The organism is Xanthomarina spongicola (assembly GCF_003148645.1).
In the GTDB taxonomy this organism is placed as follows: Bacteria; Bacteroidota; Bacteroidia; order Flavobacteriales; family Flavobacteriaceae; genus Xanthomarina; species Xanthomarina spongicola.
On sequence record NZ_QGGP01000007.1, the window covers coordinates 103,768 to 120,075 of the forward strand.

The 16,308-nt window shown below is 30.8% G+C and carries 17 protein-coding genes and 1 pseudogene; all 18 read left to right on the plus strand.

Going from position 1 to position 16,308, the window contains the following annotated elements; genetic code table 11:
- Nucleotides 1-42: 42 nt before the first annotated feature.
- Entirely contained in the window at nt 43-2,061 is a 2,019-nt protein-coding gene (locus LX78_RS12585) for a tetratricopeptide repeat protein (RefSeq protein WP_109683016.1), read from the plus strand.
- On the plus strand, nt 2,062-2,805 hold the full coding sequence (locus LX78_RS12590) for a LytR/AlgR family response regulator transcription factor (RefSeq protein WP_109683018.1): 744 nt from the start codon (nt 2,062-2,064) through the stop codon (nt 2,803-2,805).
- Nucleotides 2,806-2,970: 165 nt separating this feature from the next.
- Nucleotides 2,971-3,396 (plus strand): hypothetical protein, encoded by a 426-nt coding sequence (locus LX78_RS12595; protein ID WP_109683020.1) that lies wholly within the window; start codon nt 2,971-2,973, stop codon nt 3,394-3,396.
- A gap of 140 nt (nt 3,397-3,536) precedes the next feature.
- On the plus strand, nt 3,537-4,475 hold the full coding sequence (locus LX78_RS12600) for an NAD-dependent epimerase/dehydratase family protein (RefSeq protein WP_109683022.1): 939 nt from the start codon (nt 3,537-3,539) through the stop codon (nt 4,473-4,475).
- A 13-nt stretch (nt 4,476-4,488) separates the two neighbouring features.
- Nucleotides 4,489-5,010, plus strand: coding sequence for a RidA family protein (locus tag LX78_RS12605; protein WP_109683024.1), 522 nt, complete (start codon nt 4,489-4,491; stop codon nt 5,008-5,010).
- Nucleotides 5,011-5,039: 29 nt separating this feature from the next.
- The gene (locus tag LX78_RS12610) at nt 5,040-5,492 is read left to right on the plus strand and encodes a cupin domain-containing protein (RefSeq protein WP_109683026.1); all 453 of its coding nucleotides are present in this window, start codon (nt 5,040-5,042) and stop codon (nt 5,490-5,492) included.
- A 178-nt stretch (nt 5,493-5,670) separates the two neighbouring features.
- On the plus strand, nt 5,671-6,432 hold the full coding sequence (locus LX78_RS12615) for an SDR family NAD(P)-dependent oxidoreductase (RefSeq protein ID WP_109683028.1): 762 nt from the start codon (nt 5,671-5,673) through the stop codon (nt 6,430-6,432).
- Nucleotides 6,433-6,593: 161 nt separating this feature from the next.
- On the plus strand, nt 6,594-7,448 hold the full coding sequence (locus tag LX78_RS12620; protein WP_109683030.1) for an SDR family oxidoreductase: 855 nt from the start codon (nt 6,594-6,596) through the stop codon (nt 7,446-7,448).
- Between the two features lie 275 nt (nt 7,449-7,723).
- Nucleotides 7,724-8,287: a hypothetical protein gene (locus tag LX78_RS12625; RefSeq protein WP_109683032.1), complete on the plus strand. Its 564-nt coding sequence runs from the start codon at nt 7,724-7,726 to the stop codon at nt 8,285-8,287.
- Nucleotides 8,288-8,509: 222 nt separating this feature from the next.
- Nucleotides 8,510-9,562 carry a proline iminopeptidase-family hydrolase gene (locus LX78_RS12630; protein ID WP_109683034.1) on the plus strand — a complete coding sequence of 351 codons (1,053 nt, stop codon included), beginning with the start codon at nt 8,510-8,512 and terminating at the stop codon, nt 9,560-9,562.
- Nucleotides 9,563-9,572: 10 nt separating this feature from the next.
- Entirely contained in the window at nt 9,573-11,309 is a 1,737-nt protein-coding gene (locus tag LX78_RS12635) for an amidohydrolase family protein (RefSeq protein ID WP_109683136.1), read from the plus strand.
- Nucleotides 11,310-11,360: 51 nt separating this feature from the next.
- Nucleotides 11,361-12,620, plus strand: a complete 1,260-nt coding sequence (locus tag LX78_RS12640; protein ID WP_109683036.1) for a DUF418 domain-containing protein — start codon at nt 11,361-11,363, stop codon at nt 12,618-12,620.
- Between the two features lie 48 nt (nt 12,621-12,668).
- The gene (locus LX78_RS12645) at nt 12,669-13,004 is read left to right on the plus strand and encodes a hypothetical protein (protein ID WP_109683038.1); all 336 of its coding nucleotides are present in this window, start codon (nt 12,669-12,671) and stop codon (nt 13,002-13,004) included.
- Nucleotides 13,005-13,020: 16 nt separating this feature from the next.
- Complete coding sequence (locus tag LX78_RS12650; protein WP_146192582.1) at nt 13,021-13,455, plus strand: cupin domain-containing protein; 435 nt, start codon at nt 13,021-13,023, stop codon at nt 13,453-13,455.
- A 13-nt stretch (nt 13,456-13,468) separates the two neighbouring features.
- Entirely contained in the window at nt 13,469-14,239 is a 771-nt protein-coding gene (locus LX78_RS12655; protein WP_146192583.1) for a DUF6090 family protein, read from the plus strand.
- Complete coding sequence (locus LX78_RS12660; RefSeq protein ID WP_109683043.1) at nt 14,240-14,953, plus strand: DUF6090 family protein; 714 nt, start codon at nt 14,240-14,242, stop codon at nt 14,951-14,953.
- Nucleotides 14,950-15,090 (plus strand): annotated as a pseudogene (locus LX78_RS15005) (DUF6090 family protein); the annotation flags it as partial. The gene LX78_RS12660 and the pseudogene LX78_RS15005, both read left to right, overlap by 4 nt.
- Before the next feature lie 63 nt (nt 15,091-15,153).
- Complete coding sequence (locus tag LX78_RS12665) at nt 15,154-16,293, plus strand: FIST signal transduction protein (RefSeq protein WP_109683045.1); 1,140 nt, start codon at nt 15,154-15,156, stop codon at nt 16,291-16,293.
- Nucleotides 16,294-16,308 lie beyond the last annotated feature (15 nt).

The following is a 16,308-nucleotide window of genomic DNA, read 5'->3' on the forward strand; positions in this document are numbered from 1 at the left end:
TAAACTCTCCTCAAGTCTTTTTTAATAGCGTTCAAAAGACTTATGAAAACTAACAAACTAAAGCCATTTGTGCTATCGCGTATAACAGTACTCTGTTGTACAAAAAATCCAGTGCATTTTTTTGCAATTAAATCAAATAGAAATTGCTCTAAAAAATTTCTATTAATTATCCTTTTACTTTGTTTTCAATTTACTTTTAGTCAAAATCAAAAAATAGATAGCCTTGCTAATCTGCTACAAAATGAAAAAGACTATCGTATCAAACTAAAATTACTTAGTGAATTAGTAACGCTGCAATCTCAAACAGATTTTGAAAAAGCGATTGTATATTCAAGACAGGGAATAACACTTTCAGAAAACACTAAAGATGCTGAATGGCAACCAACATTTTATGAAATGCATGGTCGAATCCATGCCAACTTATTAGAGTTAGATTCTGCCTCTTTTTACTTCAACAAAGCCTTAGTTGGTTACAAATCTATAGATAACAAAAAAGGACAAGCAACTACTTTGTTTAAAATTGGTTGGATTAATAAACGAAAAGGAGATATTGAACAAGCCCTAAAAGTCGACCTTGAAGCTTTAAAACTTATGGAAGCAATTGACGATATAACAGGAATTGCAGGTGCTTACAGTCGTATTTCTGAAGATTTAAACAATCAAGGTAGACACAATGAAGCTTTGGAATATGCTTTAAAAACAATTAAATTATGTAAGCAAAACCATTTAGATACAGAATTGGTTTACGCTTACACTTCTGCTGGAGACTCTTATCTGGCTTTAGGCAACTTTCAAGAATCTTATAATTATTTTAATGAAGCAATTAATTTAGCAAAAACATTAAATTTTTCTGTTTATGATTTGCTTAATTTTTCCAACAATAGAGCAAATTCCCTTAAACGTATGGGAAAATATCAAGAAGCAAAAAAAGAATATGAAACCACTTTAACAAAAGCAAAAGAGGTGAATTATGAAAACGCTATTTACGTAATAACTGCAAATTTAGGTGAAGTAACAATGCTTTTAGGAAATTATGAAGAAGCGCTAAATTACCAACTTCAAACAGTAGAACTTCAAGAAACCAATGGAGATGTCTCTAATCTAACAGAAAATTATGGTCATGTTAGTACTATTTATGAAAAATTGGGCAACTATGCAAAAGCACTTGAATATCAGAAAAAGGCAAGAGTTATGAGAGATAGTACAGCTGCTATAGAAAGTGATAAAGTCATGTCTAATTTATTAACCAAATACGAAACAGTTAAAAAAGAAGAAACTATTAAAACCCAAGAAGCCAAAATATCTCAACAACAAAAAACACAAATATTATACATTACTATTGCTGGGTTATTAACTCTTAGTTTAATAGGCATGTTTTCTAGTATAAAAAATATTAGAAAAAAACGTGAAAAACTATTAGCTTTAAATATTGAATTAGAGAAAAAAAATAAACAAAACGAATTACTCCTAAAAGAAATACATCATCGCGTAAAAAATAATTTAGAGTTAGTAAAAAGTTTAATTGCTCTACAATCTGCACAATTAGAGGATTCAGCCACCAAAGACGCTATGATTGCTAGTCAAAACAGAGTACAATCAATGGGAATTATCCATCAAAAACTCTATCAAGGTACTAACTTAGGAAGTATTGAAATGAAAGACTATTTCCTAAATTTAAGCGAAGGTATTTTAGATACTTTCAACACGGAAGATAAAGTGAAAATTGAGTGTGCAATGGATAATTTAGAACTAGATGTTGACACAGCAGTACCAATAGGTTTAATAGTAAACGAGCTTTTAACAAATGCTTTAAAGTACGCTTTTCCAGACAACAAAAAAGGTAATATTAAAATTAGCTTATTGCAAGATAAACCAGATATTTTAACACTTAAAGTAGTTGATAATGGCATTGGAAAGGTACATGGAATAACTCCTAAAGGAACTGGTTTTGGATCTCAACTAATTAAACTTTTAACCCAACAGTTAAATGGTGAAATGCAAGAAGAAAACACAAATGGCACATCTGTATTGTTTCATTTTAAACTACATAATGCTGCCTAAATGAAAAATCCATTAAAAATATTAATAGTTGAAGATGAAATGATTATTGCAGCAAATATATCATTACAACTTACCATGCTTGGTTACGAAGTAACTGGTATTATTCCTCGTGGTGAGGAAGCATTGCTTCATATTAAAGAACAACAACCAAACATTGTTCTCCTTGATATTAATTTAAAAGGAAAAATAGATGGCATAGAAACTGCTTTAATCATGCAGAAAGATTATAATATTCCAATTATTTACCTTACTGCTAATGCAGATGACACAAATTTCAACAGAGCTAAAACAACAAATCCCTATGCATTTATTTCTAAGCCTTTTAAAAAATTAGACTTACAACGTGCAATAGAACTTACTGCAAATCATTTAAAATTAGAAAATAAAGATAAAAAAGAACCATCTATTGATAATGACGAACCTTTAATTTTAGACGATTGTATTTTTGTTCGTCATCACGAAAAAATGGTAAAAATCAATATTAAAGACATCTTATATATTGAAGCTGAACGAAACTATTGTCGTATTTATGCTAAAGGCAAAGAGTACTTGATAGTGACTACTCTAAAAGATATTGATGAAAAATTACCTCAAGTTCATTTTTTAAGAATTCATAGGTCGTTTATAGTTAATATTTCTCAAATAGATGAAATAGCAACTAGTCATGTGGTTGTTTCAAGAAAAGCCATTCCTATTAGCAAGCAACTAAAATCTGAGCTCCTAAAACGCTTACATACAATTTAGTAACAATAAAAACTTGCAATTAATTGCAAGAAAGACAAAAGTAGCAACTCCCTTCGATAAAAATAAAAGTGTTTTCGGACATTAATAACTCTATTTCGTCCTAATACGCTTTTAATAAGTAATAATTATAGCTTTCTTAGTTAACACATTTAAAACCATAATTAAATGAAGCTCTTAATAACATCTTTTACATTAATAATTTGCTTTTTACTAATTCCTGAAACGTTAATATCTCAAAATCAAGATGATAACATTATCACAATTGAAGAAGTTTATAATAATTTAATTCCTAACGAAATTTCAAGTACAAAAAACTTTATAAACCCTACAACTAATTACAAATTGATTAAAACAAATCAAGAAGTTTCAATTTTAAATAACACTATAATTAGCGATGTTATAAAAGATTTTAAGAGTGAATGGGAATATATAATTTTTAACGAAGTTACTATAAATGAAGTTGAGAAAGACAACATATTAGTAACTGGAATTATTTCAGGAAAAAAAATTGAACAAGGTATCGTAAATCATCAATATTTTCAACATACATGGCTAATTCAAAATGGTATTGTTGTTAAATTTTTGAATTAATAAATATTAAAAAAACAAGTAGATATGTTTAAAAGCAAATAGCTTAAATTTTTATAGGGAAAATAGTTTAGTTTTTTGAAAAGGACACTAAACACTTAGCTATTCTACTTGTTTTAAATCATTAATTAACATAAAACATCATGAAAAAGGCAGGTATTATTGGAGGCTCAGGCTTTATTGGAAGCTATATAACTAAGCAATTCTTAGACCATGATTTCGAAGTAAAGGTGTCTTCAACAGATATTTCTAAAGAAGAAAAATATCAACATTTAATGAACCTAGAAAATTCAGATCATTTGCATATTAGCGAATTAGATGTTACAGATAAAGCAGCCCTAAAAGATTTTATTAAGGATTGTGATATAGTGATTCATGGAGGAACACCTTTCCAATTAGATGTTACAGATCCACAAAAAGAATTATTTGACCCAACCATAATTGGTACTGAAAACTTTTTAGAAATAATTTCTAAAACACCCTCAGTAAAAAAAGTGGTATTAATAGCATCTGTAGCTGCCTGGAATACAAATTTTCCATTACCAGTAGAAGGAAAAACAAGAAATGACACCTATAGTGAAAAGGATAAACCCTACACAAGTAAAGATAGTCATCCTTACGCTCAAGCTAAGTTTATTGCAAATCAAACGGTCGAAAACTTTATTAAAAACAATCCAGAAATAGATGTAGAAATTACAAGTGTTTCTCCTGTTATGGTCATGGGAAAATCTTTATCAAATCGTGAAGATTCTACTTCAACAGGCATTCAATTTCTTTTCAAAAATAAAATAGCTCCAAACCCATTCATTCAAATGTTTTACGACACAGATATTCCTTTAGCTATAGTAGATGTGGAAGATGTTGCAACAGGTGTTTTTAAAGCAGCAACAATACCTGGAAACCATGGAAAGAATTATTTATTAAGTAGTGAAACCTATCCAGTTTCTGATGTATCGTTAATGCTTAATCATAAAGAACCAAAAAATGCACCAAAAATAATATATCAAAACAAAATGGCAGAACGCGAACTAGGATTGCCTTTCCGATCCGTAAAATCAACTTTAAATAATTATTCTAATTAAAATAAAAATAATAATGAAAAAAGCAACCTTTTTAAACCTAGCAGTTTTAACACTTATTATTACTGCTACATTAGTAAGTTGTAAGGAAGAAACTAAAACTGAAACTCCTCAACCAGAACCTCAACCAATTGTAGTTGAAGTAGATGAAACACCAGACTATTTTCAATTACGCCCAGAAGTTGAAAAAGCTTATGGCTATTCGCATGCAGTAAAAATTGGCAACGACATTAAAATATCTGGAGCTGTTAGTATGGATGATGAAGGCAACCCAACTGCTGTGGGAAATTTAGAACAACAAATGAAAAACTGTTATGCCGATTTAGATAAAATCCTAAAGCATTATGGCTGTACATTTGATGATGTGGTAAAGGAAGACGTATTCACTACAAACATGCCAAAATTTTTAGAAGTTGCTGGTTATAGAGCAGAAATTTACAAAAACCAATTCCCTACTGGTACTTGGCTTGGCGTTAAAGAATTGGCCATACCAGAATTTCTTATAGAAATAGAATTAGAAGTACATAAAACGGAATAAAAAAATCTATTAAAACCAAATTAACAATTATGAAAACAAGTCAATTATTAATGGCTCTTATAGTCATGATTTCTATAAACCTAAATTGCATAGGTCAAGAAAATAGCAACCAACAAACAATAAATTATAAAACAGGAAATCCAGCAGATTGGCCTAAAGAACTTGATGCTGTAGTAGCTGCTCCAAAAAACCATAAAATTTTATTAGAAAATGACAGCGTAAGAGTTTTGGAAGTATCACTTGCTCCTGGAGAAGTAGAAGCATTGCATCATCATCAGTGGCCAAGTGTCCTATATATTCAAGAAGCTGGAGACTTTATTGATTATGATGGTGATGGGAACGTTATTTTCGATTCTAGGAACTTACCTGAACCTTTAACTCTACCACTAACTATGTACAAAAATCCCGAAGCTCCACATAGTGTTGTAAATTTAAGTGAAACAGAAACCATACGACTTATTCGAGTTGAAATGAAACAGTAAAACCAAAAAACAAACATGAAAAAAATAAAAAAACTGCTTACAATATCGTGTATATAAAAATGTTGTTTTTGGCTTAATAAAAGGACAATATTACACAAGCAAGATGACTAATATCGAAAATATTATTTCGTTCAGAAGCTAGATTCAATTAACTGTAATAATATAAATCACAAACAAAATGAAAGACAAAGTCGCATTAATAACTGGAGCAAGTAGCGGTATCGGAAAATCTACAGCTGAAGCCTTTGCAGCCAAAGGTGCAAATGTTGTAGTCGCTGCACGTCGAAAAGAAGAGTTGGATAGTTTGGTTGCTTCAATTGTGGCTAATGGAGGAAAAGCCTCTGCCATACAAACAGATGTTTCTAACTCAAAAAGCGTGGAAGAAATGGTGGCACATACCATTAAAACCTTTGGCCGTTTGGATTATTGTGTCAATAGTGCTGGAATTGAAGGCGTATTTGGAAGCGTCATAGATTTACCAGAAGAAGACTGGGACAAAGTAATGAACATCAACCTCAAAGGAACATTTCTATGTATGAAATATCAAGCCAAAGCAATGATTAAAGCAGGCAAAGGTGGTTCTATTGTGAATATTGGTTCGGTCAATTCATTTCTTGGTTTTCCAACAGGGTCTGCATATGTTACATCAAAGCATGGTCTTATTGGATTAACTTCTAGTGCTTCTGCCGAATTGGGACCACTGGGCATTAGAGTCAATCTCTTGTGTCCTGGTATTACTGTTACACCAATGCACGACCGTTTAAGAGATATTGTTGGTGATGACATGTACGACAAGGGCATAATTCCAACTGTTCATCTTCAACGTGCTGGAAAACCAGAGGAAATGGCAAAAGCTATCCTATTTCTATGTTCAGAAGATTCGAGTTATATAAGTGGTTCGACGCTTACTGTTGATGGTGGACTTACACTTACGATGTAGCGCATTTATGACAAAAATAAACTAAATCGATGCTCAATTACTAGTTACAACTTTTTCATTTTCGTTGTTTCCAAATTCATTTGGTAACCGATTATAAGTATTAAAAAGAATTAGAAAAAAATAACTTCATATTAACAATTATTAATTAAAAACATCTAATAATGAAAACCGTATTAATTACAGGCACTAGCAAAGGTATTGGACTTGAAACAGCACTATTTTTTGGACGAGCTGGATATAAAGTTTTTGCAACCATGAGAAATCCAGAAAAAGCTTCAGCATTTAAACAAAAAATAGCCTCCGAATCTTTGGATATCAGCATACATAAAATGGATGTCGATTCAGATGCATCTGTTTATAATTGTATAGATTCTATATTCGACAATCATGAACACATAGATGTTTTGGTAAATAATGCAGGAATTGAACGTCATGGTTCTATTGAAGAAATGTCTATGAACGATTTCGAATCTGTTATGAATACTAATTACTTAGGTGTATTAAGATGCACAAAAGCATTACTACCACAAATGCGAAAGAAAAAAACAGGTTGCATTATTAATGTTGCATCTGTTGCTGGACATATTTCCAACAGTCCCTTAGGTGCCTATGCAGCAAGCAAATATGCTCTAGAAGCTGTTAGCGAAGCTTTAGCGCAAGAAGTAAAGCCCTTTAACATTCGAGTAGCTATTGTAGAACCAGGCATTATTAATACCGAAATGGCAACTGATATTTCAGTAGATGGAGAGTCTATCTATCCACATTCTAAACGTCAAGCTGGTCTTTTTGCTGCAGCATTAAAAACGCCAACACCACCTTCTCTCGTGGCAAATAAAATTTTAGAAATCTCAGAAAGCAACTCTTGGAAATTAAGGCATCCCGTTGGACCAGATGCAGAACCTTTTATTGCATGGAGAGCTTCTATGAGTGATGAAGAATGGGTAGATTGGAATTCAGTAAATGATGAAGACTGGTATAATTCTGTAGAAAGAGATTTTGGATTAAATGCACGCTAAAGCAAAATTATTTGAAGGAAATCAAGAAAATTCTATAAATTACTTTAGTATTTAAGTAATAAAATCGATCCTTGTAAGAATACATTCACTTAAATTTTGTATTTTTACTTGTATGCTAACTTATTAAACCAGTTGGTATTCAAGTAATTTTGTTTAGTAGCAACAAGCCCTACTTCTGCTATAACTAATGATGAGGTATTAATACTATTCAATGTTATATTCATCTATTACTTTCTAATTATTTATGTCAAATTATTAACTTAAAATCATCACTCATGAAAAAATTAGTTTTATTATGTTGCCTGATATTCACCCTAAACTCATGCAACAAAGAGCCAAGATACACACAAGATTCAGAAGAAATTGAAATTGTTAAAGCTGCAATTAATGATTACGACTACCAAGAATGGGATAAATTATTAACTCATTATGCAGATACAGCAAAAATATTTTACAATTCAAGATCGAATGTTTTATCGCCAATAGCCCTTCTAGATTTTCATAAAAATAATGATTCTAGTTTTTCTACCCGAGCTTTCGAAGACGAAAACAGAGAATACGAAATGGTTGAAGATAACAATGGTAAAACATGGGTTAATTTTTGGGGCTTATGGAAAGGAAACTTAACTGCAAATAACAAACAAATAGTAATTCCAGTTCATATAACGTATCAATTTATCGACAATAAAATTGTTACTGAATATGGCTATTGGAATTCTGCTGAATTACAATTAGAACTCCAAAAAATTGAAGCTAATAAAACACTTTCAGAACCTGAAGAAGATATTGAAGATATTGTTGAAATTGAGGATATAGAAGACATAGAAGAAGTTGAGTAGCTATTTTCTATTTAATTTTCAGTTTAATTGAAACACTCCATTTAATAATAAAAAGCATTTATTTTTACCAGTAGGACCCTTGTTTAGATAATTATTTTAGCATATTCGGACAATAAATTCAATCATTCGTCCTAATTCAATTTTATATTAATTTAAATATCACGTACTTAGAATTCAATAGATAATTGAAGATAACACAATCTATATAAAATAATTTTTATCATGAAATCAAACATTATTATTTGTTTTTGTTTCTTAGTTTTTTGTTTTGGATGCCAAATAAAACAAAATTCTAACCCAGAAACCAATTGCGATTCAACGTATTTAGATTATTCTAACAGTAAAGATCAATTTACTGGAGGCATCAACATGATTCCAATTACAACACCAAAAGGCACCTTCAATGTTTGGACAAAACGTGTTGGTAATAACCCGAAAATAAAAGTATTACTTCTTCATGGCGGACCTGGTGGGACACACGAATTATTTGAATGCTTTGATGGCTATTTCCCAAACGAAGAAATTGAATATGTATATTACGATCAGCTAGATTCTTATTATAGCGACAAACCAAATGACTCTACACTTTGGACAACTGAACATTTTGTTGAAGAAGTAGAACAAGTTAGAAAAGCGTTAAATATGGATCATAGCAACTTCTATTTACTAGGTCAATCTTGGGGAGGTATATTAGCCATGGAATATGCTTTAAAATATCAAGACAATTTAAAAGGTTTAATTATTTCGAACATGATGGCTAGTATCCCTGAATATGAAAAATATGCTGCTGAAGTTTTAGGACCGCAATTAGATCCTGAAGTTTATAAAGAAATTAAAGACATGGAAGCTAATAACGATTTTGAAAATCCAAGATATGCAGAATTAGTCACAACCAATTATTATACAGAACACGTATTAAGAATGCCATTAAATTCCTGGCCAGAATCAATAACACGAGGATTTAACCACTTAAATCCAAGCATCTATATTTATATGCAAGGCTATAGTGAATTTGGAGTTACTGGTAATGCCACTTTAAAAGGCTGGGATGTATCGGATAGGTTAAAAACCATAAACACGCCAACCTTAATGATTGGTGCTACTTATGATACTATGGATCCAAAATATATGGAATGGATGTCTAACCAAGTTCCTAACGGTCGCTTCTTATTGTGTCCAAACGGAAGTCATTTCTCTCAATACGATGATCAAAAAAATTATTTCAAAGGGTTGATTTCTTTTATCAAAGATGTGGATTCTGGCTCATTTAATTAATCTATTTTTTATGAATAAAATACTTAGTACTTTAACCTTATTTTTCTCTATTACATTTGGTTTTTCGCAAACTTATATCACGAATGTAACCATTATAGATGTTGAGAATCAAAAGTTAATTCCCAATCAAACAGTAGTTATTACTGGAGATAAAATTTCTAATATTCAATCAAGTAAAAAGATTAAAGTTGCAGCAGATACCTCTGTAATTGATGGTACTAACAAATATTTAGCACCAGGTTTAACAGACGCTCATGTGCATTTTTTTCAAAATGGAGGGCTTTACTCGCGTCCTGATGTTATTGATTTAAGAAAGGAAAAATCTTTTGAAGAAGTCATTGAATTTTCTCATGAAAATATGGAAGACCAACTTCGAAGATACTTAAGAAGTGGTATTACTAATGTGATAGACGTTGGAGCCACTTATAACCTCCTTGAACTAAGAAAAACTTTCGAAAACAAAAATTTTGCACCTTCAGTTTACATGACAGGCCCATTGTTAACCACATACGAACCTCAAGTTTACATAGGATTAAAAAAGAACGAACCATTTAGTTTGGTTAAAACCGAAGAAGATGGCAGAAAAATGGTACAAGCACAATTAGCACATAAGCCAGATTTCATTAAAATCTGGTACATCGCTGGTGCAGATGGTTTGGATGCAGAAACAAGTGCAAAGAAAAATTCTCCTTTAATTAAAGCCATTATTGAAGAAGCCCATAAAAACAATTTAAAAGTTGCTGTTCACGCATCCGAAAGAATTACAGCACAGTTAGCTGTTGAAAATGGCGCAGATTTTTTAGTACATAGTGTGGATGATGAGATTGTTCAACCAGATTTTGTTAATCTTTTAAAGAAAAACAAAGTCATTCTTTGTCCAACACTAACTGTTTACGATGGTTACATGAATACGTTTGGACAAAAACATAGTTTTAGCGATTTAGAATTAACACAAACCAATCCATATCAATTAGGTACTTTATTAGACTTAAAACACATTCAGGACACCTTGCTTGTAAATCAATACAAGAGTATGGCTAATTCAGAAAGAAGCATGTCTGGTCTTAAAAAATCAGATTCTATTAGCATGGTAAATTTAAAAATATTATCAGATGCTGGTGTGTTAATTGCAACTGGAACAGATGCAGGAAATATTGGAACCTTACATGCTTCATCTTACTTAAAAGAACTACAAACCATGCACAAAAGTGGCATGAGCAATTGGCAAATTCTTCAAGCATCAACCATTAATGGTGCGAAAGTTCTAGATAAGCAAAATGAATTTGGCTCTGTTAGCATAGGAAAAAATGCAAATTTGATCCTTTTAGATGAAAATCCAGTTGACAAGATTGAAAATCTCACAAAAATACATCGTGTTATTAATAAAGGAACTGTTTTTAATCCTGAATCTTTAGTTGAAGAAACACCAGAGGCTTTAGTGCAGCGTCAATTAAATGGCTATAACTTAAGAAATATTGACGCTTTTTTAGAACCATATGCAGACGATGTAGAAATATATAATTATCCAGATCAATTAGCCTCAAAAGGGAAAGAAAATATGCGTTTAGGTTACTCTCAAATGTTTCAAACGGTTCCTAATTTACATTGCGAACTCAAAGGCAGACTAATCAGAGGAAATATTGTAATTGATCAAGAATACGTACAATTTGGTGATAAAATTTTAGAAGCCATAGCTATCTATCATATAGAGAATAATAAAATTAAAAAAGTCTATTTCATTCAATAAAAAACCAAACAACCCTAAGTCTTATTATTAATAGCATTAAAATTAAGACAAATGACAACCAACAAAACAACTAACACAACACTACAACCAGTAACCAAGGAAGAAAGAATTGATTTTCTAGACATATTAAGAGGCATTGCCATCTTTTTTATTTTTGCAGCTAATATTATTTATTTTTCTGGGTTCTTCTTTTTCCCACCAGAAGCACATATACCTTCTACAAACTTGGTTATAGATCCTTATGTAGACTTTATATCATTTACATTAATAGACGGTAAATTTTATTCCATTTTTTCTTTGCTTTTTGGTATTGGTTGTGCCATACAGTTCAATAAATTGAATAATCTCAACAAACCCTTTGCTCCTTTTTTTAGACGCAGAATGTTCTGGCTTTTAATAATAGGATTAATTCACTTATGCCTTTTTTGGTTAGGAGACATTTTAACTCTCTATGCTTTACTTGGTTTTGTACTTATTTGTTTTGTTAAAATGCCCAATAAAAAACTTATAACATGGTCAATAATTTTAATTTTATTTCCACTAGCTAACTGGTTTATAATACATATAGCAAATTTTAATTACCCAATGTATTTATTTCATTTAAACACAAAATATGCTGAATCTATGGGTTTTCAAATGGTGGAATGGCAAGGTGTAAAAAGGTTCAGTATGCAAGCACATTTATTAAATCAAGACATCTTAGAATTCTTTAAAATGAACGTTGGAAACACGTTGATTAGAATAGGAAATATTTTAAGGGAAGGTAGAATCTTTAAAGTTCTTGGTATTTTTCTAATTGGTCTTTGGGCAGGAAGAAAAATCATTAACGAAGATTTGCTAAATAACACCAAATTTTTAAAGAGAGTGGCTCTTTGGGGAGTTTGTATTGGACTACCAATAAGTGTTTTTAGAACATATATAGAATTCTTTTCTAGTCAAGAACTTATTTGGGATTTTCTAAACACTCTTTCTTATGCTTTTGGAACAGTACCTTTAGCAATGGGTTATGCAGCTTTATTGGCGCTTTTTTATAGAAAAGGATTTAAGTTTTTACATTGGTTTGCTCCAGTTGGAAAAACAGCACTATCAAATTATATATTTCAAACCTTTATAGCAATAACCATATTCTATGGAATTGGCTTTGGCTGGGCAGGAAAATTTGGTATTACTGTTATTATGGGAATTACATTAACCATTTTTGCCTTTCAAATAATTATGAGTATATGGTGGCTTAAACATTTTAGGTTTGGACCACTAGAATGGATTTGGAGACAATTAACTTATAATAAAAGAATCAAACTCAAGAAATAACTTATTAAAACATCAATAAATTAGAAATCAAATCTAAAAATTAACATCATGAATTCAAAGGACACCTCTTGGACAAAAAAAGAGCTACAAACTTATATTTTACTGCTCTGTGCAAATGCAGATTCTAATGAAACAGAAGAAGAACTTAATTTAATAAAATCTAAAACTGACCCTGAAACTTTTGAAAAAATACACAAAGAATTTAGTAATGATTCCGAAGAAGAAAGATTCGAAAAAATTGACATCAACGTTCAATTACACGATTATTCTAATATGGAACTCTCTGAATTTAGAAAAGAAATGTATGAAATTTTCTTAGCAGACAAAAAATATATGCTTATGGAACGTAATTTAGATCGCATTTTAGACAATATTCTCTATTAGAAAAGACTTTTATAACATGAGTAAATTCTTAAAAAACTTGTGCTCTCAAGAGCGAAACATAAGCCTAAATTCGCAATTCAAAATAACTACTCTGTTGTTTTTATGCCTTATGGGCTGTAAAAACAAAACTACTATACCAGATCCATTACAAGCAGGATGGAACAATCAATCTGTTTGTGTAGTGGTTGAAGACAACCCAAAAATTAGAGTGTTAAAATGTACTTTTCCTCCAGGAGTTGGACACGAAAGACATTATCATGCTGCTCATTTTGGATATACCATTAAGGGAAGCAAATTTCGTATTAAAGACACAACTGGTACTCGTGAGATAGATGTACCTACAGGAACTGAATTTTATAATGAAGGAATAGAATGGCATGAAGTTTTAAATATTGGCGACAGTATTGCTGAATTTTTAATTATAGAACCTAAAACAAATTCTGACAAATAAAATCACCTACAATATGATAAAGTTTTTTAGAAAATTACGTGAAAACATGATTAAAGAGAACAGAGTAAGTAAGTATATTCTTTATGCCATTGGCGAAATCATCCTAGTGGTTATTGGTATTCTCATTGCTTTACAAATAAACAATACTAACGAAGCGAATAAAGCAAGAGTAAAAGAATTGCATTATCTTAAAAACATCAAAACCGATTTACTCCTAAACATAGATAACATCAATAGTTTTATTGAAACCAGAGAAACTAAAATTAAATCGGCAAACATTGTTTTGGAGTATTATGAGGGGAAACCTCTCTCTAATCTTAATGATTTCAATAAAAATATTTTAAACGTATATATCTGGCATAAATTCTATCAAATAAACAACACCTTTTTAGAATTAACCAACTCAGGAAATCTAGCAACAATATCAAATGATTCTATAAAGAACGGTTTACTAAATATAGATGCGCTTTATAAAGAATTAAAAGGCGAAGAAGAGCATTATCGTTTTGACACAGAGGTACTACTTTATGAGCCTTCGTTTAATGTTTTAGACTTAAATCCACTAACAAAAAAATTCATGTACGATGTTAGTAATGGCCAAGCTGGAGAAAATACTGAAATACCTAGAGAAAATTTTGAAACACTTTTAAAAGACACCAAACATAAAAATGGCTTCGTAATGGCAGTTTATGAATTTACAGTTATGAACGGTCAATTAGCAACCATGAAAAACATGTCTGAAGAACTTATACAACTAATTGATAAGGAACTAAAAAAAGGATAAATGATTAAATTCTTCAGAAAAATAAGGCAGAACATGATAAAAGAGAACAAAGTTAGCAAATACATGCTGTATGCTATTGGAGAAATCATACTCGTGGTTATTGGTATTTTAATTGCGCTTCAAATAAATAATTGGAATGATACACGAAAGAATCAAAAATATGAACAAGAAATCCTGCTTTTAATTAATCAAAATTTAAAAAATGATTCACTTGCTTTATCCCTTGAATTAATTAAAGCAAAGAAAGCTACTTTATTAACAAACCGATTAATAGAGCAAGTTGCTTCAGGGAATTATGGTGATAGTTTAAACTATTGGATGGGAAATATTATTTCATTTGAAAGATTTAAATCACAATCAAGCGCCTTTGAGGTATTAAAATCAAAAGGGATAGAAACAATTTCTGACAATGAACTCCAATTAGCATTAATATCTTATTACGATGAAACTTTATATAATATACATCAATCACTTAACGATGTAAGTGACTCCTTTAAAACAGATTGGATTCCAATAATAAAACAAGATTTTTCAGATTTTAAATGGCGTGAGTATTGTATACCTATAGATTCTAAAGTATTTTTTGAAAATCCATCAACCATTACTTTTTTCAAAATTTATAAGGATAATCGATCAGGTTCTGTGCAAAATATTGAATTAGCATTAGATAAAATATCTGAAATAAGAATATTAATTAATAAAGGTTTAAAATGATTAAATTCTTCAGAAAAATAAGGCAGAACATGATAAAAGAGAACAAAGTTAGCAAATACATGCTGTATGCTATTGGAGAAACCATCCTCGTGGTTATTGGTATTTTAATTGCCTTAAGCATCAACAACTATAATGAATACATAAAACATATAAATTTTAACTAACTTTAAAGAATCTAGAAAAAATTCACTAAATATTCCATGAAAGCAAAATCCATAAAAGGACATTCTACTTCAGAAATAAAAACAGCTTTAACTCAAAGTATGGCAGATGGTTTTAAACCCACTTTGGCCATCGTCTTTTTATCTATAAGTCAAGATAGAAAATCAATTTGTCAACTTCTAGATAAAGAAAATATTGCTATCTATGGATCTACAAGCAATGGTGAGTTTATCGACGAAGAAAATGAAAAAGAATCGACAGCAATTTTGTTAATGGATATTAAAAGAGAACATTTTAAAATTTACCTCGAAGAATATCCCAATAAAAACTATCGTGAAACTGCAAAAAACATAGCTTCAAAAGCAAAAAAAGAATTTAAAAAACCTGCATTCTTAATTGCTGCAAGTCATCTAGAAACTGATGCCGAACAATTACTGTATGGTTTTGAAGATATTATTGGAAAGCATGTTAATGTTTTTGGAGGAATGGCAGGAGACGATTATACATTTTCAGATCAATTTGTTTTTACAAATGGAAAAGAAAGCAATATTGGAACTGTAGTCTTAGCTTTAGATGAAAACAACATAAAGATTAAAGGAGTTGCCACCTGTGGCTGGAAAGCTGTAGGCACTGAAAAAACCGTTACTAAAAGCGAAGGTAATCATGTTTATACTGTAGATAATATTCCTGTATTAGATATTACCACAAAATATGGTGGTTTAGAAAATGTAACTCCCGAAAACGAAAATTTATTACTTGAGATCGCTGCCAATTTTCCCTTGCAATTACAAAGAGAAAAAGGCGACCCTGTAATGCGACCTGGTTTGGTTGTTGACTGGAGTGATCGTTCCTTTTATTGTAGTGGGTCTGTACCACAAGGTTCTAAAGTTCGCTTTTCACTACCACCAGATTTTGATGTGATGGACAAAGTAATTAAAGGTGTTCAACACTTAAAAGATACTGAAATGCCTGAAGCAGATGCTTTAGTCGTTTTTAGTTGTGCAGGAAGAATTTTATCTCTTGGACCACTAATGAATCTAGAGTTGGAAGGCGTGAAGAATGTATGGAATATACCAATGGCTGGTATGTTCTCTAATGGAGAATTAGCCAGAGCAACAGGTGGCAACCTTGAAATGCACAACCTAACAACTTGTTGTGTTGCACTAAAAGAAAAATAATTAAACTATAATAAA